We start from the raw sequence: 22,704 nt of genomic DNA on the forward strand, positions 1-22,704 counted from the left end.
CACGGACCACCGACATCATGACCCTCGACGACGACCGGCTTCGCCACGGGCGAAACGGCGCTCACCGACCGGCCGGCTCCAGCTCCCGCACCGCGTTCGCGGAGCTCGCCGGTGCCGCCGGCCGGGCGGTCGCGGGCGCTGCCGCCGCGACCGCCGGAGCGACCGCCGGGGTGCGTCGTTCGGCCCGCCGAGCTGCGCTCCGCGGGTTCCGCCGGGCGTCGCGCTCCGAGCGGATCGTCCGCAGCAGCTCGCGCTCGCGCTCCCGCTCCGCGGTCTCGCGCGCGTCGATCCGGTGTGTGATGAATTCCTCTGCCAACAACATCGTTCTCTCCCCTGCCCTTTTCGGTACCCTCAGCCTGTTCTCTAAGGAGAGGCGGGGACATCGGGAAGATGCCCTATTTGCGCTCGGAGAGCACCTCAGACGCGTCGGGCGACGGGCACCGGGCGGATGTTCTCGCCGGCACCGGACGACAGGCGGACGGCCTCGACCACCGAGCCGACCGTGATGAGCCCGATCAGCACGAAGGCCACCCGGTACGCTCCCGCCGGGCCGCCGAGCCCGAGGAGCTGCGCCAACGGACCGCCGAAGCGCAGGGCGACGGCGCCGACCGCGACGCCGAGACCGGCGGCGATCTGCTGAACGGTCGACGCCAGCGTGTTCGCACCGGTCATCTCGTCGCGGGGGACGTCGGCGAAGGCGATCGTGTTGTACGCGGTGAAGCCGGTCGAACGGGTCATGCCGCTGAGGACGAGCAGCACCACGATCGCCGCGATCGGGGTGAGCGGCGCGATGAACGCCGCGGCGATCATGCTGAGCACCGCTCCCGCGGTGGAGACGATCAGCACCGTTCGGAAGCCCCAGCGGCGCAGCATCGGCGTCGTCGCCGGCTTGATCACCAGGTTGCCGACGAACAGGGTGAGCACGACGGCGCCCGCCTGCACGGGCGACCAGCCCAGCGCGTCCTGGAAGAACAACGGCAGCAGGAAGGGCACGGCGGAGATCGTGAGGCGGAACAGGGACCCGCCCGCATGCGTCACGCGGAACGTCTCGATCCGGAACGCCCGGAGGTCGAGCAGCGGATGCGCGGCCCGGCCCAGGTGCCAGAGCGCCGCGGCCGTGAGCAGCGCACCCGCTGCACCCGAGACGATCGTCGCCGCGATGGGCGCCGACGGGTCGGCGAGCAGCGCGCCGAACACGACGATGCCACCGACACCGGTGAACGTGAGCACGAAGCCGAGCACGTCCAGTGGCGCGCGCGAGGTCTCCGGCTCGACCGGGGTCAGCCGGAGGGCGGCGACGAACGCGACGACGCCCAGCGGGATGTTGAGCAGGAAGATCCACTGCCAGCTCGCGTACGTGACGAGCAGACCGCCGACCAGCGGGGCGACGACGGGTGCGGCGAGCGCCGGCCAGGTGAGCCACGCGATCGCGCGCACCAGATCCTTCTTCTCGGTGACCCGCAGCACGGCGAGCCGTCCGACCGGCACCATCATCGCTCCGCCCGCGCCCTGCAGGATGCGCATCGCCGTCAATTGGGCCAGGTCGCTGCTGGCGGCGCACAGCACGGAGGCGATCGTGAACACGGCGATCGCGCCCGCGAAGACCGTGCGCGCCCCGAGGCGCTGAGTCAGCCATCCGGAGATCGGGATGAGCACCGCGAGCGTGACCAGGTAGGCGGTGATCGCCAGGCCGACGGCGGCGGAGTCGATGCCGTAGGCACGGCCGATCGTCGGCGCCGCCGTCGCGAGGATGGTGCCGTCGAGGTTCTCCATGAAGAACGTGCCGGCGACCAGGAGCGTCAGGGCCAGCTGGCGGCGGCCGGTCACCCGCCCGTCACCGGCCGGAGGGGCTGTTCGCTCACCGGCCGCCCTCGGCCTTGCGGTGCCGCTGCTGAACGCCGGGCTCCCCGTAGGGGTAGTCGTCGGCGTCCGGCCGGCTCGCCTCGGTGAGCCGGCCGACCTGCTCATCGCTGAGGGAGACGTCCGCTGCTCCGAGGTTGTCGGTGAGCTGGTCGATGGTGCGGGCGCCCAGGATGACCGACGTCACCGCCGGCCGGTCGGCGAGCCAGGCGAGCGCCACCTGCGACGGCGATGCTCCGATCTCGGTCGCGATCTCGCCGACGGCGTCGATGATCTCCCAGACGCGCGGGTCGGCGTTGCGCTTCTCCCAGGCCTCCATGCCGCGCTTCGGATTCTCCCCGAGGCGGGTCGCGCCGGTCGGCGCCTGGTCGCGGGTGTACTTGCCGCTCAGCCAGCCGCCAGCGAGCGGAGACCAGGGCAGCAGGCCGATGCGGGCGTCGAGCGCTGCTGGCACGACCTCGTGCTCGATCCCGCGCACGAGGAGGTTGTACTGCGGCTGGAGCGTGACCGGCGGCGCCCAGCCGTGCGCCACGGCCACCTGCACCGCCTTGGTGAGCTGCCAGCCGAGGTAGTTCGAGAAGCCGTAGTACGAGATCTTGCCGCTGGTCACGGCGTCGTCGAGGAAGCGCAGGGTCTCCTCGATCGGGGTGAGGGCATCCCAGGCGTGCATCTGGTACAGGTCGATGTGCTCGACACCGAGCCGGGAGAGCGACGCATCGAGGGCGCGGCGCAGATGGGTGCGCGAGAGGCCGAGATCGTTGGGGCCGTCCCCCATCGGGAAGCGCCCCTTGGTGGCGATGACGACGTCGTCGCGGCGGCCGGGGTTGTCGGCGAGCCAGCGGCCGATGATCGTCTCGGATCCTCCGCTGCTGTACACGTCGGCGGTGTCGATGAACGTGCCGCCCGCGTCGAGATAGGTGTCGATGATGGTGTGGGAGGTCTTCTCGTCGGCTTCCGCGCCGAAGGTCATGGTGCCGAGTGCGTATTCCGAGACGATCGTCCCGCTGTTTCCGAGGGTTCGCAGTTCCATACTTCGACGCTAATCCTCGCCGGCGCATTTGCGAACCGTTTGCCATCATCGCTGCTGTCACCGCCACTCGTACGCTGGTGGGATGAGCGACACCGGAACGATCCGCCTCCTCATCGTGTCCGACACGCACGTGCCGAAGCGCGCGAGGGAGCTCCCCGCCCAGGTCTGGCGCGCGGTGGCTGCGGCCGATGTCGTGGTGCACGCGGGCGATTGGGTCGATGTGGCGACGCTCGACCTGCTGGAGGCCCGCGCGAAGCGCGTGGTCGGCGTCTACGGGAACAACGACGGGAGCGACCTGCGCGCACGCCTGCCCGAGGTCGCCGACGTCGAACTCGGCGGGGTGCGGCTGGCCGTCGTCCACGAGACCGGACCGGCCGCCGGCCGCGAGCAGCGGTGCGCGCTGGCGTTCCCGGACGCCGACGTGCTCGTGTTCGGTCACAGCCACATCCCCTGGGACACGACGGCCGCGAACGGACTCCGGCTGCTCAACCCCGGCTCCTCCACCGACCGCAGGAGACAGCCGGAGTGCACCTACCTGACGGCGGTGATCGCCGACGGCGCGCTCGGCGACGTCGAGCTCGTCACGGTGCGGCGGGACGCTCCTCGTCCTCAGCGAGGCTGAGGAAGCCGTCGACCATCAGGGCCCGCACGACCGGCAGCAGTTCGGAGGAGAGCGCGGCTTCGTCGACCTCCAGCAGCTGGGCGATGGCGCCGATGATCGCGCCGACCGTCAGCTCGCCTTCGCTCGCGCCGACCAGTGCGATCAGAGCGGTGTCGCCCTGCACGGCGCGCCCGAACCCGCCGCCCTGCCGCAGCAGCATCGCCGTCGGCGCCTCGTCGCCGGGCCAGGAGTGCCGCTCCTCGGTGACGTCGCCCGCCACCACGAGACGGGCGGCCGAGAGCGCACGGTCGTCGAGCGACGCCTGCAGGTCGTGGGCGCCGAGGGCAGCGCCGAGCGCGACCCCCAGCCCGGCCTCGTTGGCGCCGAGCGAGCCGTGCAGCCGCTCGAGACGGCGCAGCGTCGGCGCGCCCGAGAGCGGCCGTCGCAGCAGTACGTAGCCGAACCCGACCGCCTCCACGTCACGAGCACTGAAATCGTCGAGCCACGCATCGTAGAGACGATCGAACTCGTCGGTTCCCGGCCGGGTGCCGCCGTCGCGGATCCAGGTCTCCGCGTACTGCGCGGCATCCTCGACGTCGCGCTCGATCACCCAGGCGTCGACGTCCACCGCCGAGGCGTCCAGCCAGCCGGCCACGCGGTCGAGGCCGTCTCCCGCGCCCCGGTACTCCCAGTTCGCCAGCAGTTGCGCCACTCCACCCGGCTCGAGGTGCTCGGCCGCCGTGCGGATGACGGTCTCGACCAACGCGTCGCCCACCAGGCCGCCGTCGCGGTACTCGTACTCCGGAACGCCGTCGCCGCGCGGCGTGATCACGAACGGCGGGTTGGACACGATGTGGCCGAACGTCTCGCCCGCGACGGGTTCGAACAGGCTGCCGAGCCGGAACTCGATCGAGTCGATCCCGTTCAGCTCGGCGTTGAGCGCCGCCAGGTCGAGCGCGCGCTGCGAGATGTCGGTGGCGACCACCCGGCGGGCATGGCGCGACGCGTGCATGGCCTGGATCCCGCATCCGGTGCCGAGGTCGAGGGCACGCTCGACCGGGCGCTGCAGCATCAGCCCGCTCAGGGTGAGCGAGGCGCCCCCGACGCCGAGCACATGGTCGACCGGCAGGGCGTGGCCGAGCGCGAGCTCGCCGAGGTCGGAGACGATCCACCATTCGGCGGCGCCGCGCTCATCGACGAAGCTGTACGGGCGCAGGTCGACGGCGGGCTCGGCGTTCCCAGCGGTCAGGCGCACCAGCTCGAGCTGCTCGGCGCCGCGTGCCGTCAGCGAGGGCAGCGCCTCGGCCAGCGCGTCGACGGGGACGGCGCGCCCGAGCACGAACAGCTCGGCGAGCGTGGCCAATGCCGACGTCCCGCTCCGCGCGCGATGGGCGGCGAGCGCACGGAGCGCGGGGATGCGGTGGGCGCGGTGCAGGGCTTCGGCACCGGCGCTCCCCCACAGCGCGTCGAGCGCGCTCACGGTGAATCCGGCAGCCTGCAGGTCGGAGCGGAGGGCGTTCACGAGGGGCGAGGTCACTGCCCCATTCAAACGCACCGCCCGCATCGGCGCCCAACCCGGCCGGTCGTGAAGAGCACAATGGAGCCATGATCAGAAGGCACGCGATCGTCACGGGGATGGTGCAGGGCGTCGGCTTCCGCTGGAGCGCGCGGGAGGAGGCGCACCGGCTCGGCGTCACGGGTTTCGCACGCAACCGCGCGGACGGCTCGGTGGAGGTGGAGATCGAGGGCGAACAGGAACCGGTCGATCGGATGCTCGCCTGGCTCCGGCAGGGACCTCCCGGTTCCGAGGTGACGGGAGTCACCGTCGCGGAACTCCCACCCGACGGCGACGACGCGTTCCGCATCCGGGAGTCACAATAGGGGTATGACTCGTGCGACGCTGCTGACCATCACCCGTCCGACCTCCGCTCCCGGCTCCGCCGCCGAGGGCGACACAGGATCCGGTTTCGAGGCGGTCGACGCGGATGCCCCGCAGGTGCGGCTGATGGATCTCGGCCTCACCCGTGGAGACGGCGTCTTCGAGACGATCAGCGTCGTCGACGGCCACCCGCAGGCGCTCGACCCTCACCTGCAGCGTCTTGCCCACTCTGCGAAGCTGCTCGACCTCGCCGAGCCCGACCTCGACGTCTGGCGCCGCGCTGTGCTGGCCGGCATCGAGACCCACCGCAGCAACGGCGGCGACGCGCGCGAGCTGTACGCCAAGCTCATCCTCACGCGCGGCGTCGAGGGCACGGGCCGCCCGAGCGGCTGGGTGTTCGTGGACACGGCCGAGGACTTCACGGCCGCGCGGCAGGGCATCCGGGTCGTCACCCTCGACCGCGGCTACCGGCACGACGTCGCCGAGACCTCGCCGTGGCTGCTGCAGGGCGCGAAGACGCTCTCCTACGCGGCCAACCGCGCTGGCTTGCGCGAGGCCGCCCGCCGCGGCGCCGACGATGTGATCTTCGTCAGCACCGACGGTTTCGCTCTGGAGGGCCCGACCTCGAACGTGATCGTGCGCAACGGGAACACGGTTCGCACGCCGCAGACCGACCAGGGCATCCTGGCGGGGACCACCCAGGCCAGCGTGTTCGCGTTCTTCGAGGAGCAGGGCTTCGACACGGTCTACGAGCGCATCCCGGCCGCCGAGCTGGCGACGGCCGACGAGCTGTGGCTCGTCTCGAGCGTGCGCCAGGCCGCTCCGGTCACCGACCTCGACGGAACGCCGTTCACCGTGGACGCCGAGCGCACCGCAGCGCTGAACGCGTTCCTGCTCGCCCGCACGAGCTGAGTCCGTCGCGCCGACACGCTCGTCCGTCATCTGCCCGGGGAATCGTCTCCTCAGGAAAGCCGTCGTAGGCTGTTCGCACGCCGTGGGGAGCGGCGGTCGGGACGACGACCCGAGACGTGCAGGAGGAGGACGGCCGTGGCGGATCAGGTGCCCACGAGTGTCGAAGTCCTGCGCCAGCAGGCCCGCGACGAGCTGTCCGCCATCATCGAGCACCGCTGCCGCGCCGGCGAGGACCCGTGGCAGTTCATCCCAGAACTCCCGAGCGTCGACGAGCAGGTGGTGATCGCCCTCCGCTCGGTCGCGATCGACATGTTCGACCTCGCCGACGAGCAGGCGCGGGCCCACCATCCCGCCGCCGGTCGTGCTCTGTTCGTGCGTTTCGAGTACGAGGTGCTGCGCCGCATCGCGCTCGAGCATCCGGAACTCAGCGAGGCGGTGTGGGGCATGCTCGACAAGGTCGAGCGCCGCTGAGGGAGCCGCGGCAGCCCGCCGTCAGCGGGGCGGCAGCAGTTGCCTGAGCGCGTCGAGCAGCGCCGGACGCCACACCCCGAAATCGTGGCCGCCGGGGTACTCCCGATAGGTGGCGTGGATCCCCGGCGTGCGGTCGGCGGCCTCGGCGAAGGCCCGCGCCTGGGTCGCGATCGCGAGGGCCGCCGGTGCGCCGGGATGCGGTGGTTCGGTCCCTCCCGCCGCGACCGCCACCCGCAGGTCGAGGTCGGCGGGATACGCGGCGAGCAGGGCGGGATACGCGAGCTCGCGATAGCGCGCGGGGTCGAACACCACCTGCCCGCTCCCGAACGCTCCGGCCTCCCGTGCGGACGATCCGGCCGGCGGCTCGGGCACGTACACGGCGGGACTGAGTGCCGCTACGCCTGAGAAGACGTCCGGATGCGCGAGACCGAGGCGCACGGCACCGTATCCGCCCATCGAGTAGCCGGCAACGATCCGGTGCGCTCGATCGGCGATCGTCGGGAACGTCCGGTCGACCTCGGCCACGAGGTCGATGGCGATGGCGCGCTCGACGGAGCGGCCGGCGGTGTGCTGCGAGTCGACGTAATAGCTCGCGCGTGCGCTCCAGGGGGCGTCCGGCATGATCGCGATCAGCGGCAGGCGGGCCAGGTCGTCGAGCACGGGCTCCCACGAGGCGGCCGTGTCACCGCGGCCGTGGAGCAGATAGGCGACGGGCAGCGGTCCCTCGCCTTGCCCTCGCACCACGCGGTACCGCAGTCGCTCGCCGAGGGCGTCGCTCGCGAACGACCGGTTCGCGATCACGGGCGCCCGAGGATGGACCGCGCCCGGCCGAGCATCGCCGGGTCCACCATCTCGCCGGAGTCCAGCGTCGCGACGCCGCCACGCTCGACCGCCTCGACCACGGCGGCGGCCCAGGCGAGCTCGTCCGCTGTCGGTGCGAAGACCGCCTCGATCACGGCGAGCTGGCTCGGATGCACGGCGGTGCGCCCCACCCACCCCAGCCGTCGCCCGCGCTCGGTGTCCGCGCGCAGACCGTCCAGATCGCGGATGTCCGGGTAGGCGGACAGCATCGGTGCGGGGAGCCCGGCCGCGCGGGCCGCGAACAGCAGCCGCACGCGGGCGTAGTCGATCACGGCGTCATCACGGCTCCCCAGCTCGCTGGCGAGATCGGACTCGCCGAGAGCGAGACGCGTGACAGCCGGATGCGCCGCGATCGCCGCGGCGTTCTCGACGCCGCGCGCCGATTCGATGAGTGCCGTGATCGGACGCCCGCCGGTCAGCGTGGCGATGCGATCGAGCTCGGCGACGCCGTCGACCTTCGGCACCCGCAGCTCGATGGCCGCGCCGGTGGCCCGGAGCGCAGCGAGCTCGTCGTCGGCGCCGGGGTTGACCCGCACCTGCACGAGGGGCCGGGGCCCTTCGTGCGCGCCCGCTGGTGCGACGCGCGCGCGGAGCCAGGACACGACGGCGTCGAGGGCGACGCCCTTCGCGCCCGGGGCGACGGCGTCTTCGAGGTCCAGGATCACGAGGTCGGCCCCGGTCGCGACCGCCTTGTCGAACCGGTCCGGCCGGTCGCCGGGCACGTAGAGCCCGGTGACGACCCGGGCGCTCACACGACCCCCTTGGCCCGCAGAGCGTCGAGTTGGTCGCGGGTCACGCCCACCTCGGCCAGCACCTCGTCGGTGTCGCGCCCGTGCGGCCGCCCGGCCCAGCGGATCGCCCCGGGCGTCTCGGAGAGGCGGAACAGCACGTTCTGCATCCTGACCGGCCCGAGCTCGTCGTCGTCCACCGTCTGCACGGTGCCGATCGCCTGGTATTGCGGATCGGCCAGGATGCCGCGCACGTCGTACACCTGCGCGATAGCGGCCTGGGCACGCTCGAACTCGTCGACCACGATCTCGGTCGGGCGTGCGGCGATCCATGCCGAGACGGCGGCGTCGAGCTCATCGGCGTGTTCGGCGCGGGTGTGACCGGACGCGAACCACGGCTCGGCGATGAGCTCTGGGCGCCCGACGAGCGTCAGCACCCGTTCGGCGATCGACTGCGAACTCGTCGAGACGGCCACCCAGTCGCCGTCGGCCGTGCGGTAGACGTTACGCGGGGCGTTGTTCACCGAGCGGTTCCCGGTGCGCGGCTGCGCCGTTCCGAGCTGGTCGTACGCCGTGATCTGCCCGCCGAGCAGCATCAGGATCGGCTCGATGATCGCCAGGTCGATCACCTGGCCGTGACCGTCGCGTTCGGCGCCGCGCAGCGCCACCATGACCGCGTATGCCGTCGACAGGGCGGCGATTCCGTCGGCGAGTCCGAACGGCGGTAGCGTCGGCGGGCCGTCCGGCTCGCCGGTCAGGGCCGCGAAGCCGCTCATCGCCTCGGCCAGGCTCCCGAAGCCGGGCCGGCCCGAGTATGGCCCGAACTGCCCGAACGCAGTGACGCGCGCGACCACCAGCCGCGGGTTGACCGCGTGCAGGGCATCCGGTCCCAGCCCCCAGCGCTCGAGCGTGCCGGGGCGGAAGTTCTCGATCAGCACGTCGGCATCGGCTACGAGACGCAGCAGCAGATCGGCGCCGTCGGGCGAGCCGAGGTCGATCGTCACGGTGCGCTTGTTGCGGCCGAGCGTCTTCCACCAGAGGTTCACGCCGTCTTTGGCCGGACCGTGGCCGCGCGCGGCGTCGGGACGCGACGGATGCTCGACCTTGATCACGTCGGCGCCGAAGTCCCCGAGGAACGTCGCCGCCAGCGGACCGGCGAACAGCGTCGACACGTCGAGAACCCGGATGCCCTCCAGGGGTGCACTCATCGCTTCTCCTCCGCGTCTCCGTCTGCGGTGTCGTCCGCGCCGTCCCAGGCGAGCCGGAACCCGATGCTCGACGACCGTTCGACCCCGAGCCCTGCGAGCAGCAGTTTCAGGCTGAACGACGGCTCGCGCGGGCCGCCGTCGGTGTACCAGTCCGACCCGCTCGAGACGTGCTCGCTGCCACCCTTGAGCATGACGAACCGGGTGATGCCGTCGCTGTGCTCGCTCTCCGTCCAGTTCCAGACGGCGGGCGCCCGCCGTTCGAACCCGGCCTGCGGGGCGGCGAGCTGCCATTCGAACTCCGTCGGGAGCCGCGCACCCGCCCATCCGGCATAGGCGCGCGCGTCAGCGAGCGAGATGCCGGTGACCGGAGCGTCGAGCTGCCCGTCGAGTGCCCCGACCAGGAAGCGCGCTTCGACCGTCGGGCGATATCCGGTCGAGCTGAGGAACGCCGCGAACTCGCCGGCGGACACCTCGCGGGCCGCGACGGCCACCCGTCCCTGGATCGCGACGGCGACGGTCTCCGCGCGGTCGTCGTGCAGCCGCGGAGGCAGCGGTTTCCACTCCTCGACGTACGGGGCGCCCTGGTAGAAGCCCGTCTCGCGTCGCCGGAACGTGACCGTCACCTCGCGCTCGCCCGGCTCGACGATGATCGCATCCGCCGGCGCCGACGCGGTCGCCGAGCGCCGAGGGATGGCACGCACGGCCGTCTTCGCCGGGAACGCCGCGTCCGTCGACGGAGCGTCGGCCGCACCCTCGGCGAGCAGGGCGCTGAGCTGCGATGGAACCGTCGCACCGGGTGCCAGCTCGAGGATGCCGGTGACACCGCGGGCCGGGACCGTCACCGCGCGGACATCGGAGAGCCCTGCGGTCACGTCGAATCGGCGGGATCCCGGCAGCGGATCGACCGCGACAGGGTCTCCTCTCCACGGGGCGGTTCCGCGGTTCACGATCGTCCAGAGCGTGGCGCCGTCCTTCGCATACCGCGAGACGTATACACCGGCCTGGAGGGCCGACTCCGACGCTCCCTCGAGCGGTGACCACTCCCCCTCGACCAAGAGGTCGGTGAGCGCGCGCTGAACGCGCAGCATGCGACGGAGGGTCGACTTGTCGCGCTCGTTCCAGCCGACCCAGACCCCGAAGACGGTGTCCCAGACGAGCATCCCGGTGCCGTTCATCCACGCGGACTGCAGTTCATCGCTGTTGTCGCGGTTCCAGCGCCTGGTCGAGTGCATCATGTGGCGTCGTTCGTACCAGTGGGCGCGCATGACGCCGGGCGCGTCGGAGTCGGCGAACCACTGCGCCCAGCTCAGCTGGTGATCCTCGACCCTGGCGTTCGGCACACGGGACTCGCCCTCGAGCACCTGCGGCGGGTGTGCGTTCCGCAGCGCGTCGATCAGGCGCGAGTCGCCCTCCTTCATGGTGTCGAGGAAGACGCCGTCGACACCCAGGTGCTCGACCAGGGCCGCGAGCTCGGCCGCGTCATCACCGGCGGCGCGCCGTGTGCCGGTGTCCCACGGGTTGTAGTCGACGAACACGCGGACACCGCGCTCGTGCAGGCGGGCGACCACGGCATCCAGGCCCGGGACGTCCCGATAGAAGTCGAACTGGTTGCGGTCGTCGATGCCGATCAGCGGGTACGCGTGCCAGAGCACGACGCCGTCGAGACCGCCGTGATCGGAGACGCTGTCGAGGAACGCGTCGACCGTGAACCGCTGGCGTTCATGGTCGAAGAGCCGCTCGTCCCACAGCCAGATCTGCGCGACGCTGTACGCCCGTCGCGCCCAGCCGGTCTCGTCGCGCTCGTAGGCGTCGCCGCTGTACGCGAGGCGTTCCCTGGCCTCGGTGCGCCACGTCGCGAGATCGGCGCGCCAGGCCGGCCAGTCGGCTGGATCGTCGGGGGCCGCGAAGATCTTCGCGATGTCTCCGACCGCCGGGTCGATCGCGCCTCCGACGGGGAGCACGGTGGGCAGGTCGATCGCGCGCGGCACCAGCGGATCGAAGTCGTTGGTGTTCTCCTCGTCCGGATCGAACGGAAGGGCCGGGTCCGGCCGGAGGGCCGGGTCGGGCCGGAAGGCCGGGTCAGCTGGTCGCGCGGAAATCGTGAATCTCCTCGAGTGTGGGAATGGAGGGGACGGCGCCCGGCCGCTGCACGGAGAGCGCGGCCGCGACAGTGGCGAACGCGGCGGCGTCGACGAGCCGGCCGAGATCGGGTCGCCCGCCGCCGCTGCGGTCGAGCTCGGCGACCAGGGCCCCGCAGAAGGTGTCGCCGGCGCCGGTGGTGTCGACGGCGTCGACCGGGTGGCCGGCGACGTGCGCCGGAGGCTCCCCGGGAACGCAGACGAGGGCGCCGCGGGAGCCGAGGGTGATGATCACGGCGAGCCCGAGGGAGCTCAGCACCTGGGCGAGCTCCTCCTCATCGGCGCGTCCGCGGAAGGCACCGTGCGTGTCGGCGGCCAGCTGCGCCGCCTCGTGCTCGTTGACGATGAGCAGGTCGACCGTGCTGAGCAGCTCCGCCGGGAGCGGCCGGATGGGCGCGGCGTTCAGCACGACCGTCGCTCCGGCGGCGTGCCCGACGCCGGCGGCCCGTTCGACGGTCTCGAGCGGCGTCTCCAGCTGGAGCAGCAGCACATCCGCGCCGGCGATGAGGTCGCGCTCGACGTCGGTGAGGTCGACGAGCGTCCGGTTGGCGCCGGAGTCGACGACGATCGCATTCTCGGCGCCGTCGTCGACGGTGATCACCGCGGTTCCGGTGGGCCGATCGCTGCGCCGCACGCGCAGGTCGACGCCGGCCTCGATGAGTCCGGCCTCGAGCCGGTCTCCCGCTGCGTCGTCGCCGATGGCGGCGATGAAGGTCGCATCGCCTCCGGCGCGGGCCACGGCGGTGACCTGATTGTTGCCCTTGCCTCCGGGAGCGGAGTCCGCGCCCGTCGCCAGGACGGTCTCACCGGGCGCAGGGATGCGCTCGACCCGATACACCAGGTCGAGATTGGCGCTTCCGACGACGACGACGCTCATCGCGTGGCCGCCGGTGCCGGAGCCAGCGCGACGGTGCGCGCTGCGAGGTCGGTGAAGCGCGCTCCCGCGAAGCCGGGCACGCTCGTGGCGAGGGTGTCGTGCAGAGGACGGGTCCACCTGCCGGGGAGGCCGCGCGCGCCGGTCAGGGCGCCCGTGATCGAGCCGACGGTCGCCCCGACCGAGTCGGTGTCCCACCCTCCGCTCACCGCGAGGGTGATCGAGCGTTCGAAGTCGCCGTCGCCGCGGGTCAGGGCGAAGGCCAGCAGCGAGGAGTTGCTGAGCGCGTGCACCCAGTGCAGCCGTCCGAACTCGGCGTGGAGCGCGTCGACGGCGGCCTCGTCGTCGAGGTCTCCGGCGCCCAGTTCGACACCACGTGCGATCGCGGCCGCGTAGCGACTGCCGGCGGGGACCACGGAGCATCCGGCGGCCACGACCTCCGAGACCGACGTCGCGACCACCGCGGCGGAGCAGGCGGCCGCCGCGAACATCGCGCCGTACAGGCCGCTGCGACCGTGACTCAGCCGACCGTCGGTCCACGCGAGCCGTGCGGCCGCGACCGGGTCGCCCGGGTTCACCCAGCCGTAGACGTCGGTGCGGATCTGCGCGCCGATCCAGTCCCTGAACGGGTTCTGCACGGCTCCGGCCACATCGGGCTCGTAGCCGTCGAGCAGGTTGCGGTAGGTGATGCGCTCGGCGGTGAAGACCCGGCCACCCGGCAGGTCGCTCAGCCAGGCCTGAGCGACGTCGTCGGTCGTGAAGCCGGTGCCGATCCGCTCGAGCAGCCCGAGCGCGATCAGCGGGAAGTTGAGGTCGTCGTCCTCCGGCATCCCGTCGATGTTCTCGAGGAGGCTCGTCGGGCGGCTTCTGCGGTTCCACGGATAGCGGGCCGCGACGTCCGGGTCGAGTCCGACCTCGGTGAAGTACGAGGCGATCGGCCAGTTGCCGGTGGAGCGTCCGATGGCCCGGATGCCCTCCAGCGAGATCTTCTCCACCGGCTTGCCGAGCAGACAGCCGGATGCGCGGCCCAGCCAGGCGCCGAGCACGCGATCGTCGAGGTCGGCGGGCTGCATTTCCGGTGCAGGCGCCGCCCACACCGCCGGCGCTGCCGCCAGGATCGCGTCGAGGTCATCGGGTTCTGCGGCCACCAGCGCAGCCGGAGCCGGCCGCTGATCGATCTCTGCGAGGAGCTCGCGAGCCAGCGCGCGCAGCGGGTCTGGCGCCGGTTCGGGCGTCGCGCCGCTCACCGCTGCATCGGGCGTTCCGCCCGCGGCGACCCATCGCAAGCGCAGGTCGGCGACGTCACGGCCGTCGAGCTCGGCGGCGACGAGAGCGTGCGGAAGGAGGTCCTCCGGCTGCGTCCAGCTCAGCCGGAGCATCTAGGCGACCTCGAGATCGGCGGCGAACGCCGAGCGCGAGGCGGCGGTGCGGCTCGCCCGGTCGGCGTCGGCCGCCCAGACGTCCCGCGCGACCGAGGCGATCACGGAGCCGGTGGCGGTGATGTCCATGCGGCTGCCCTCGCTCACGCCGTCGACCCACTCGGCCGGCACGGCGTCGATGCCATCGAGCGCACCGGCCAGCGATCCCGCCATCACGGCGATCGAGTCGGAGTCGCGGCCGTAGTTGATGGACCCGAGAACCGCCTCGCGGTAATCCCCCTGTGCGGCGACGAGCATGCCCAGAGCGATCGGCAGCTCCTCGATCGACTTGGTGCGGCTGGGGATGCGGGCATCCCGAGCCGGCTGGCGGTAGTTCGGCCCCACGGTGTCGAACGGCGTCACCGCCGCGCGGAGCACGCCGAGCCCGCCGCGCCAGTCGGAGATGCCCGAGGCCGCCTCCACGACAGCGTCGATCGCGTCACGCGTGCCGTCCTTGGCCAGCCGGAGCGCCGTGTCCACGACATCGGCGACGCTGGCGCCCGGGCGCATCGCCTCGGCGACAGCCGCGGCGTAGACACCGGCCGCCTCCCGGCCGTAGCTGGACTGGTGGGCGCCGGCGACGTCGATCGCCTCGGCGTACGCTGCATCCGGTGCGCCGGCGTTGACGATCCCGATCGGCGCGACATACATGGTCGCGCCGCAGTTGACGATGTTGCCGACACCGGCCTCGCGGGGGTCGATGTGACCGTAGTGCAGGCGCGCGACCAGCCACTTCTCCGCGAGGAAGATGCGGTGCAGCAGCAGGCCCTCCGACTCGAACTCGGGGATCCAGCGCTTGTCGCCGATCAGCAGCGGCACCAGGTGGTCGGCGATCGCGTAGGCGTCGAGGTGATCGCGCACCGTGTCGTAGACGTCGACGAGTGCCGTGGTCATCAGGGTGTCGTCGGTGACGTGCCCGTCGCCCTTGTGGTACGGCGCGATCGGGCGGGCGTTGCGCCAGTCTTCGAGGAACGGCGGGACGATGCCGGTGATGAAGCCGTCGTAGCGTTCCTGGATGGCGTCGGGCGTGTTGCCCTCCGCCGCTCCACCGAGCGCGTCGCCCACTGCCGCGCCCGCGAGCGCCCCCGTCGCCTTCGTGACCAGCGCGTCCATAACCTTCTCCTTTGTGTTTCTACTGTCTTATCGCTCGACGCCCGTACGGCTCCCGTCGGGTCCGAACCTGTTGCGCCCGATCAGCCGATCCCGACGCAACAGGTCCGAAACTCGAAGACGGGGTCAGCCGAGCGCCTTCCAGCCGTCGGTGAGCTGCTTCTTGAGCTCGTCGAGGCTGATCGCGTTCGCCAGGTATTTCTGCAGGGCCGGCGTCGCGTACTGGTCCTTCCACTGCGGGTAGCCGGTGGCCGCCTGGAACGGTGCCGCCTTCAGCTCGTCGCCCGACTTCAGGATGGTGTCCCAGCCGTTCTTGCCTGCGGTGTCCTTCGCGACCTGCGTGCGCGCCGCAGCCGACGCCGGGATCAGCCAGTCGCCCTCTGCGAGCTTGGCCTGGTTCTCCGCGCCCATGAAGTAGTCGATGAACTTCGCAGCCTGTTCGACGTGCTTGCTCTGGGCCGAGACCGACATGGTCTGCGGGTTGGCCGCCTGGGCGGCGCCGTCCGACCCCGCCAGCGGCGGGAGCACGGTCCAGTTGAAGCCGGACGGAGCGGACTCGGTGATCTGCTGGGCCACGTAGTTGCCGCCGACGTACATGCCGTACTTCCCGCCGAAGAAGCCGGGGAGCACATCCGTGCCGCTCTGGGTCAGGGAGACCGGGTCGAGCGACTTGTCGGTGTAGGCCATGTCGTGGATGCGGTTCGGGACCTGCAGCTCGTCGTCGCCGACGTGGATGGTCGACTTGCCGTCCTTGTTATCGAAGAACGTGCCGTCGAAGCCGAGCGCGAGGTTCATCACTGTCGCCGTCGGCTGCTTCATGCCCCAGCCGGTGCCGAAGTTCCCGCCCGAGGTGAGCTTCTTCGACAGGCTCTGGAAGTCATCCCAGCTCATCGACGACCCGGTCGGAGCGGTCGCGCCGGCCTTCTTCAGCGCGTCGGTGTTCGCGAACACGACGTACGACTGCAGCAGCGTCGGGGCGGCGACGATCTTGCCGTCGCCGGTGGTCACCGAGCTCCAGACGTCGTTCGAGACCTCCTTCTTGACGTCGTCGCTCAGATACTTGCTGAGGTCGGCGAGGTAGCCCTGGCCGGCGAACCCCATGATGTCGGCCGACTCGTCGTGGATGATGTCGGGAGCGGTGCCGCCCTGGAACTGCGTGACCAGCTGGTCGTGCACGTTGTCCCAGCTGCCCTGCTGGAGCTTCACCTGGATGTTCGGGTTCGCCTTGTTCCAGGAGTCGACGATGCTCTTCGTCGCGGCGACGGTGGTGTCCTGGTAGGCCAGCGACTGGAAGGTCAGCGTGACCTTGCCGCCGCTCGACGAGTCGGAGCCCGACGACGAGCAGCCGGCGAGCGCGAGCGACGCGGCCACGATGCCGGCGAGCGCGATGCCCGTGCGGGCGAGGATCTTGTTGCGCATTGCTTTCTCTCTTTCGGATGGAGTGCGGAGGTGATGCAGAGGTGCGGTGATGCGGTGGTGGTGCGGTGCGCCTAGCCTTTGACGGCGCCGCTGAGCAGCCCGGAGGTCAGGCGTTTCTGGATGAGCAGGAAGAAGACCAGGCTCGGGATGGTCGCCAGCAGCGAAGCCGCGGCGAGCTGCCCCAGCTGCACCTGTCCTTCGGCGCCGACGAAGCGGGCGAGGGCGAGGGGCAGGGTCTGCAGGTTGGGGTCCTGGATCAGCACGAGGGCGAAGAAGAACTCGTTCCACGCGGAGATGAAGGTGAACAGGCTGGTGGCGACCAGGCCGGGCGCGAGCAGCGGCAGCACGATGGTGCGCAGGGTGCGGAAACGACTCGCGCCATCCATCGCCCCCGCCTCTTCGAGCTCGACCGGGATGCCGGCGACGTAGCCCTGCAGCATCCACAGCGCGAACGGCAGCGACCACACCGTGTAGACGAGCACCAGCCCGAAGAGGTTGTTGATCAGGCCGATGTTCTTGAGCACCAGGAACAGCGGGATGATGATCAGGATGAACGGGAACACCTGGCTCAGCAGGATCCAGCCGGTGGCGATCCCCCGCAGCTTGGTGCGGAAGCGGGCCAGCGCGTAGGCCGCCGGAAGCGAGATGGCCGTCACCAGGACCGTGGTGGAGACGGCGACGATCAGGCTGTTGCCTGCGGCCGTGAACAGGTTCGCCTTCTCGATCGCCTGCACGAAGTTGTCCCAGTTCAGGCTCGTCGGCAGGAACCCGGGGTTCGGCGACTGCAGTTCCTGCGGCGTCTTGAACGCCGTCGTGAGCAGGAACAGCAGCGGGAACGCGAGGAAGATCATGTAGGCGAACAGCGCGACGTACTGCAGCGGCCGGCCGATCAGGCGGCCCCGCCGGATGGAGGCGCTGTGCGACTTCTCCGGTGAGCCGGAGGGCGTGGAGGACGATGTCGGGCGGTTCTCGACGGTGGTCATGAGTTACGGCTCCTCATCTGGCCGCGCAGGTAGACGAACAGGAAGATCGCGATCACGATGACCATGACGTTGCCCATCGCCGCGGCGTAGCCGAAGTTGCCGTAGCGGAACGCCTCGTTGTAGGCGAAGAGCATCGGCAGCATCGTTGTCCCTCCCGGGCCGCCAGCGGTGAGCACGTAGACCAGCGCGAACGAGTTGAAGTTCCAGATCAGGTCGAGCGTCGTGATGGCGACGATGATGGGCCGCAGGGCGGGAAGCGTGACGTGCCAGAACCGCTTCCAGGCGCCGGCGCCGTCGATCGAGGCGGCCTCGTGCAGTTCGGCCGGCACGTTCTGCAGGCCGGCGAGCAGCGTGATCGTGGTCTGCGGCATCCCCGCCCAGACACCAACGATGATCACGACGGGCAGAGCGATGGAGGCGTTGCCGAGCCAGTTGATGTCGCTCGGCAGGCCCACGGCGTGCAGCGACTGGTTGATCGGCCCGTAACTCGGGTTGAGCATCAGGCGCCACATGATGGCGATGATCACGGGCGGCATCGCCCACGGCACGAGGGCGAGGGTGCGGGCGAGCCAGCGCAGCCGAAGGTTCAGGTTGAGGAGGAGCGCGAGGCCGAGCGAGGCGAGGAACTGCAGGATCGTCACGCTGAAGGCCCAGACGAGGCCGATGCCGAACGAGCTCCAGAACAGCTGGTTGCCGCTGAGCTTCACGTAGTTGTCGACGCCGTTGAAGTTCACCGGCAGGTTGAGCCCGGCACGGGCATCCGTGAAGCCGAGCAGGATGCCCTGGACCAGCGGGTAGACGCTGAACAGCACGACCGGGATCAACGCCGGGAGGACGAGCAGCCACGCGTCCTTCCCACCGCCGCCCGCCGGGCCTCCCCGGTTGCGCTTACGGCGCTTGGGCGTCTTGGCAGCATCGCCCGGAGCGATCACCACGGGTGCGGCCGTCGTCATACGGTCACCTCCGCCAGCACCGAGGACTCCCGGACCGACAGGGTCGGTTCGATCACCACCTGCTTCACGGGCGCACCGGGATCTGCGAGGCGCCGGATGAGCAGCTTCGCGGCTGCCTTCGCACGCTTTGCCGAACCGAGGTCGACGCTCGTGATCGAGGGATTGGCGAGCTCGGCGGCATCCGTGTCGTCCATGCCGACGACGGCCACGTCGTCGGGGACGCGGATCCCCCGGCTCGTGAGCTCTTTGAGGGTTGCGACGGCCAGCAGGTCGTTCGCGCAGACGATCGCGTCCGGCGACGACTGCGCGAGCAGACGCGCGGCCGCCTTGCGCCCTGCCTTGTAGGTGAAGTCCGAGGCCGTGACCTGCAGGTCGGCGGTGGTCGTGAGGCCGAATCGCTCGATGGAGGTCAGATATCCGCTGAGTCGAGCCGCACCGGGGACGGTGTCGACGGGGCCGTTGACGAACGCGATGTGCTTGCGGCCCTGCTCGACCAGGTGCTCGACGGCGAGCCCGATGCCGGCGACCGAGTCGGCCCGTACGTTGTCGAGTTCGACGCCGGCCGGCAGCGAACCGATGATCACGATCGGGAGCCGGCTCGACCGCAGTGCAGCGACCAGCGGCTCGGTGACGCGCAGCGGGCTGAGCAGGAGCCCGTCGGCGAAGCCTCGGTTGAGGCTCGAAAGCAGTTCGATCTGGTCCTGCGGATCGTTACCGGTCGACGAGAGCACGAGGCGGAACCCGGCCTTGGAGACGACGCGCGACACCTCGTGCATCATGGCGACGTAGACGGGGTTTCCGACGTCGGCGACGGCGAAGGCGATCTGGTCGGTCCGCCCGACTTTGAGCGACCGGGCGGTGGCGTCGGGCACGTAGCCCAAGGCTTCCGCCGCTTCGCGCACCTTCTCGGTGAGCTGCGGCGAGGCCGGCAGCCCGTTCAGCACGCGGGAGACCGATGCGATCGATACTCCGGCGCGCTCGGCCACGAGGACGAGCGTCGACTTCCTGGTCTCGACCACTGGTGCTCCCTGCATCATCGAAGGTTCGTAAACGTTTACAAGAACGTTTACAGAGACGATAGCACATCGCAGATCGAGGGTGACGAACGGATCAGTGCAGAAGGCGGGGCTACGAGGCCATTCGCCCGCGAGCGTCGGCGGCCGCGGGCGGCACGGCGTCGCGTTCCGGCTGCTCGACCTGGGCCCACAGCGCGTCGAGGGAGAGCCCGAGGACGGCCGCGATCGCGGCGATGGTCGGGAAGGCGGGGGTCGCCACCCTGCCCGTCTCGATCTTGCGGAGCGTCTCGGGCGAGATGCCGGCATCGAGCGCGGTGTGGAGCATCGAGCGCTCGCCCCTGGCCTGCCGCAGCAGGGCGCCGAGCCGTTCTCCGCGTTCGACGTCCGCGGGCGTGAGGGGCAACCTGACCATGGTTCCGATTGTAGTACCGGGATAGAAGTGCTGGGATAGTCTGACCGGTATAGTTATCGGTGCCGTGAGATCCGGCAGGCGTGAGATCCATCAGAGAGGCACCGCATGATCGAGATCCTGAACCCCGACGAACTGGCGCGAGCCCGCGAGACCGGGGCTCTGGTCGGCGGCATTCTGCGCTCGCTGAAGAGCCGCGTCACGGTCGGCACGAACCTCCTCGACATCGACGACTGGGCCGAGAGGATGATCGTCGGCGCCGGAGCGCAGTCCTGTTACGTCGACTACGCGCCGTCGTTCGGGCGCGGTCCGTTCGGCCACTACATCTGCACGGCCGTCAACGATGCGGTGCTCCACGGGCTCCCGCACGACTACGCGCTCGCCGACGGCGATCTGCTGACCCTCGACCTCGCCGTCTCGCTGCACGGAGTCGCAGCGGACTCCGCCATCAGCTTCGTCGTGGGCGGATCACGGTCCCCGGAGAGTGTCGCGCTGATCGGCGCGACCGAACGGGCGCTGGGCGCCGGCATCGCCGCGGCGGCCCCCGGAGCGCGCATCGGCGACATCTCCTCCGCCATCGGCTCCGTCCTGAGCGCGGCGGGGTACCCGATCAACCTCGAGTTCGGCGGACACGGGATCGGATCGACGATGCATCAGGACCCGCACGTCTCGAACAGCGGACGGCCGGGCCGAGGCTACCGGCTGCGCCCGGGCCTGCTGCTCGCCTTGGAGCCGTGGGTCATGGCCGACACCGACGAGCTCGTCACCGACGCGGACGGGTGGACGCTGCGAAGCGCGACCGGCTGCCGCACGGCGCACAGCGAGCACACGATCGCCATCACCGCCGGCGGCGCCGAGATCCTCACCCTGCCGAGCTAGCGACCGGCAGAGCTAGCGACCGGGCGGGCGTCAGCCCAGGGCGGCGGGCAGCGTCACGGGCAGCCGGCAGACGAAGTCGTGGCACAGGTACGCCGTCGGCAGGCCGTCGCGCGTCGTCCGCGCCGCGAACAGCTCGAACCCGGCTGCAGCGAACGCCTCGGCCTGCGACTCGTCGACGACGGCGACCAGACCGCTCGGCCGGCCGCGAACGGCGTCGACCATTCCGGAGGCGTCTCCCCCGCCGCCCGGCAGCACGACCACCAGCTGCTCCGGCTCCGCGGCGAGCGCCGACATGAGCTCGAGCGCCGCGCCGAACGCGCTCGGCGTCGCCCCGGCCGGCGCGGCCACGAGCCGCATGGCCTCGCGGGACGCCCGCTCGTAGCGGCGCTGGCCCGTCAGCAGGTAGAGCGTGTGCGCCGCCGCGGCCGCCGACGACAGACCAGACGGGTACGCCCCCTCCGACGGATCGACCCGGATGGCCATCCCGTTGCTCTGCAGCACCGGATCGCCGCCGCCCGGCACCTCGAACGGGCAGACCGTCTCACCGGCGGCGTCGAGGCACAGATCGATCAGATCGCGGGCGGCGGAGGCGAAGCCCACGTCACCGGTCACGAGTGCGAGTTCGAGCAGGCCGCCGGCGAAAGCGCCGTAGTCCTCGAGGGTCGCCGAGGCGTCGGAGACCCGGTCGCCGAGGGAGGTGCGTACGAGCGTACCGTCGTCGCGGACGTGACGCTCGAGCAACAGCTCGGCCGCCTGCACGGCCGCCGCGATCCAGGCCGGTCGGTCCAGCGCGAAGCCGGCGCGCGCCAGTGCTCCGATCGCCAGGCCGTTCCAGCCGGTCAGCACCTTTCCGTCGATCGGCGGCGCCTCGAGGTTCGCGCGCTCCTGCGCCGTCGACCGGTAGTACGTCCCCTCGACCCTGGCGCCGTCGATCGTGCTCTCGGAGTCCTGCGCCGAGGCGAAGCCGCCCGTCGGGCGCCGCAGCACGTCGAGGAGGAAGCCCGCCACGCCGTCCGCCGTGCGCTCGGCCCACTCGTCCGCCGTCAACTGCCAGGCCGTCGCGTAGTCGCGCAGCAGCAGGGCGTTGTCGTAGAGCATCCGCTCGTAGTGCGGGTCGCCCCAGTCGCGGCGAGTGGAGTACCGGAAGAATCCGCCGTCCACGCCGTCGTGCAGCGGTGACGACGCCATCCGCTCGAGCGCGCGGAGTGCGACGCCGGTGCCCGCCGGGCGGGAGAGCAGAAAGCCGAGCACCGGGGCGACAGGGAACTTCGGTGCGGTGCCGAACCCGCCGTACTCGGTGTCCTCGGCAGCGGCGAGCACCGCGACGGCATCGTCCAGCTCGCGCTCGGCCGGCAGATCGGCGGCGGCGGTGGCGGCCTCCGAGGCTGCAACGAGGGCGCCGACGACGGCAGCCGCGTTGGCGTCCACCTCGGCGCGACGGTTCTCCCAGGCGTCCCAGACCGCGTCGAGCACCTGCCGGAACGAGGCCCGTCCGGCGATCGGAAGCGGAGGGAAGTAGGTGCCCGCGTAGAAGGCACGTCCGCGCGGCGTCGTGAACACAGTGAGCGGCCAGCCGAGATTTCCTGTGAACGCGCTCGCAGCCGACAGATAGCCCGCGTCGACATCCGGATGCTCTTCCCTGTCGACCTTCACGGCGACGAACCGCGCGTTCAGCTCCGCGGCCAGCACCGGGTCGCTGAAGCTCTCGCGGGCCATCACGTGGCACCAGTGGCAGGTGGCGTAGCCGACGGAGATCAGCACGGGGACATCCCGTCGCTCCGCCTCGGCGAAGGCCTCGGCCCCCCAGGGGAACCAGTCGACGGGGTTGTCCGCGTGCGAGCGCAGATACGGGCTGATCGCGTCCGCGAGCCGATTCGCCATGCGGCCACCATACGCGCCGCCGGTCGCGGGCGGCAGGCTGCGCGTTGGCCGGGAGCTTCGGCGCCATCCGCCGA

22 protein-coding genes are annotated in these 22,704 nt (G+C 71.1%); 5 read left to right on the forward strand and 17 right to left on the reverse strand.

Features of this window, described 5'->3' with window-relative positions; translation table 11 throughout:
* Positions 1 to 61: 61 nt before the first annotated feature.
* The 3 genes from AC1DB1_RS12380 to AC1DB1_RS12390 all read right to left on the reverse strand — a co-directional run bounded on the left by AC1DB1_RS12380 (position 62) and on the right by AC1DB1_RS12390 (position 2,890).
* Positions 62 to 322 (reverse strand): hypothetical protein, encoded by a 261-nt coding sequence (locus AC1DB1_RS12380; RefSeq protein WP_477200973.1) that lies wholly within the window; start codon positions 320 to 322, stop codon positions 62 to 64.
* Positions 323 to 417: 95 nt separating this feature from the next.
* Positions 418 to 1,827, reverse strand: a complete 1,410-nt coding sequence (locus tag AC1DB1_RS12385; RefSeq protein ID WP_477200974.1) for an MFS transporter — start codon at positions 1,825 to 1,827, stop codon at positions 418 to 420.
* 31 nt (positions 1,828 to 1,858) lie between these two features.
* Entirely contained in the window at positions 1,859 to 2,890 is a 1,032-nt protein-coding gene (locus AC1DB1_RS12390) for an aldo/keto reductase (RefSeq protein ID WP_477200975.1), read from the reverse strand.
* An 82-nt stretch (positions 2,891 to 2,972) separates the two neighbouring features.
* On the opposite strand from AC1DB1_RS12390, the gene AC1DB1_RS12395 reads away from it, so the two are divergent.
* Positions 2,973 to 3,512, forward strand: a complete 540-nt coding sequence (locus AC1DB1_RS12395; RefSeq protein WP_477200976.1) for a metallophosphoesterase family protein — start codon at positions 2,973 to 2,975, stop codon at positions 3,510 to 3,512.
* Here AC1DB1_RS12395 and AC1DB1_RS12400 read toward each other — a convergent pair.
* Complete coding sequence (locus AC1DB1_RS12400) at positions 3,472 to 5,055, reverse strand: DUF7059 domain-containing protein (RefSeq protein WP_477200977.1); 1,584 nt, start codon at positions 5,053 to 5,055, stop codon at positions 3,472 to 3,474. The genes AC1DB1_RS12395 and AC1DB1_RS12400 overlap by 41 nt on opposite strands.
* Positions 5,056 to 5,096: 41 nt before the next feature.
* Between AC1DB1_RS12400 and AC1DB1_RS12405 the strand changes: the two genes are divergently transcribed.
* From AC1DB1_RS12405 to AC1DB1_RS12415, 3 genes are all read left to right on the forward strand, one after another.
* Positions 5,097 to 5,372 carry an acylphosphatase gene (locus AC1DB1_RS12405; RefSeq protein ID WP_271175331.1) on the forward strand — a complete coding sequence of 92 codons (276 nt, stop codon included), beginning with the start codon at positions 5,097 to 5,099 and terminating at the stop codon, positions 5,370 to 5,372.
* Between the two features lie 4 nt (positions 5,373 to 5,376).
* Entirely contained in the window at positions 5,377 to 6,282 is a 906-nt protein-coding gene (locus AC1DB1_RS12410; protein WP_477200978.1) for an aminodeoxychorismate lyase, read from the forward strand.
* A 135-nt stretch (positions 6,283 to 6,417) separates the two neighbouring features.
* Positions 6,418 to 6,753, forward strand: a complete 336-nt coding sequence (locus AC1DB1_RS12415) for a hypothetical protein (protein ID WP_271175333.1) — start codon at positions 6,418 to 6,420, stop codon at positions 6,751 to 6,753.
* Between the two features lie 21 nt (positions 6,754 to 6,774).
* Here AC1DB1_RS12415 and AC1DB1_RS12420 read toward each other — a convergent pair whose 3' ends face one another.
* The 12 genes from AC1DB1_RS12420 to AC1DB1_RS12475 all read right to left on the reverse strand — a co-directional run bounded on the left by AC1DB1_RS12420 (position 6,775) and on the right by AC1DB1_RS12475 (position 19,873).
* Positions 6,775 to 7,554, reverse strand: coding sequence for an alpha/beta hydrolase (locus AC1DB1_RS12420; RefSeq protein WP_477200979.1), 780 nt, complete (start codon positions 7,552 to 7,554; stop codon positions 6,775 to 6,777).
* Positions 7,551 to 8,366: an HpcH/HpaI aldolase/citrate lyase family protein gene (locus tag AC1DB1_RS12425; RefSeq protein ID WP_477200980.1), complete on the reverse strand. Its 816-nt coding sequence runs from the start codon at positions 8,364 to 8,366 to the stop codon at positions 7,551 to 7,553. Before AC1DB1_RS12425 ends, AC1DB1_RS12420 begins: the two co-directional genes overlap by 4 nt.
* Positions 8,363 to 9,550 (reverse strand): CaiB/BaiF CoA transferase family protein, encoded by a 1,188-nt coding sequence (locus tag AC1DB1_RS12430; RefSeq protein ID WP_477200981.1) that lies wholly within the window; start codon positions 9,548 to 9,550, stop codon positions 8,363 to 8,365. Before AC1DB1_RS12430 ends, AC1DB1_RS12425 begins: the two co-directional genes overlap by 4 nt.
* Entirely contained in the window at positions 9,547 to 11,538 is a 1,992-nt protein-coding gene (locus tag AC1DB1_RS12435) for a formylglycine-generating enzyme family protein (protein ID WP_477200982.1), read from the reverse strand. The genes AC1DB1_RS12430 and AC1DB1_RS12435 overlap by 4 nt, the downstream gene beginning before the upstream one ends.
* Before the next feature lie 91 nt (positions 11,539 to 11,629).
* On the reverse strand, positions 11,630 to 12,565 hold the full coding sequence (locus AC1DB1_RS12440) for a ribokinase (protein WP_477200983.1): 936 nt from the start codon (positions 12,563 to 12,565) through the stop codon (positions 11,630 to 11,632).
* A complete protein-coding gene (locus AC1DB1_RS12445; protein WP_477200984.1) occupies positions 12,562 to 13,941 on the reverse strand; it encodes an ADP-ribosylglycohydrolase family protein in 1,380 nt (459 codons plus the stop codon). Before AC1DB1_RS12445 ends, AC1DB1_RS12440 begins: the two co-directional genes overlap by 4 nt.
* Entirely contained in the window at positions 13,942 to 15,093 is a 1,152-nt protein-coding gene (locus AC1DB1_RS12450) for an ADP-ribosylglycohydrolase family protein (RefSeq protein ID WP_477200985.1), read from the reverse strand.
* 123 nt (positions 15,094 to 15,216) lie between these two features.
* On the reverse strand, positions 15,217 to 16,509 hold the full coding sequence (locus tag AC1DB1_RS12455) for an ABC transporter substrate-binding protein (RefSeq protein WP_477200986.1): 1,293 nt from the start codon (positions 16,507 to 16,509) through the stop codon (positions 15,217 to 15,219).
* Between the two features lie 71 nt (positions 16,510 to 16,580).
* Positions 16,581 to 17,492 (reverse strand): carbohydrate ABC transporter permease, encoded by a 912-nt coding sequence (locus AC1DB1_RS12460; protein WP_477200987.1) that lies wholly within the window; start codon positions 17,490 to 17,492, stop codon positions 16,581 to 16,583.
* On the reverse strand, positions 17,489 to 18,445 hold the full coding sequence (locus AC1DB1_RS12465) for a carbohydrate ABC transporter permease (protein ID WP_271175343.1): 957 nt from the start codon (positions 18,443 to 18,445) through the stop codon (positions 17,489 to 17,491). Before AC1DB1_RS12465 ends, AC1DB1_RS12460 begins: the two co-directional genes overlap by 4 nt.
* The gene (locus AC1DB1_RS12470; protein WP_477200988.1) at positions 18,442 to 19,479 is read right to left on the reverse strand and encodes a LacI family DNA-binding transcriptional regulator; all 1,038 of its coding nucleotides are present in this window, start codon (positions 19,477 to 19,479) and stop codon (positions 18,442 to 18,444) included. Before AC1DB1_RS12470 ends, AC1DB1_RS12465 begins: the two co-directional genes overlap by 4 nt.
* A gap of 94 nt (positions 19,480 to 19,573) precedes the next feature.
* Positions 19,574 to 19,873: a helix-turn-helix domain-containing protein gene (locus AC1DB1_RS12475; protein ID WP_477200989.1), complete on the reverse strand. Its 300-nt coding sequence runs from the start codon at positions 19,871 to 19,873 to the stop codon at positions 19,574 to 19,576.
* A gap of 105 nt (positions 19,874 to 19,978) precedes the next feature.
* On the opposite strand from AC1DB1_RS12475, the gene map reads away from it, so the two are divergent.
* Positions 19,979 to 20,749 carry a type I methionyl aminopeptidase gene (gene map / locus AC1DB1_RS12480; protein WP_477200990.1) on the forward strand — a complete coding sequence of 257 codons (771 nt, stop codon included), beginning with the start codon at positions 19,979 to 19,981 and terminating at the stop codon, positions 20,747 to 20,749.
* A gap of 30 nt (positions 20,750 to 20,779) precedes the next feature.
* Here the strand turns inward: map and AC1DB1_RS12485 are convergent, their stop codons facing one another.
* Positions 20,780 to 22,630, reverse strand: a complete 1,851-nt coding sequence (locus tag AC1DB1_RS12485; protein WP_477200991.1) for a thioredoxin domain-containing protein — start codon at positions 22,628 to 22,630, stop codon at positions 20,780 to 20,782.
* Positions 22,631 to 22,704: the final 74 nt, after the last annotated feature.

Source organism: Leifsonia sp. 10N434 (assembly GCF_056394405.1).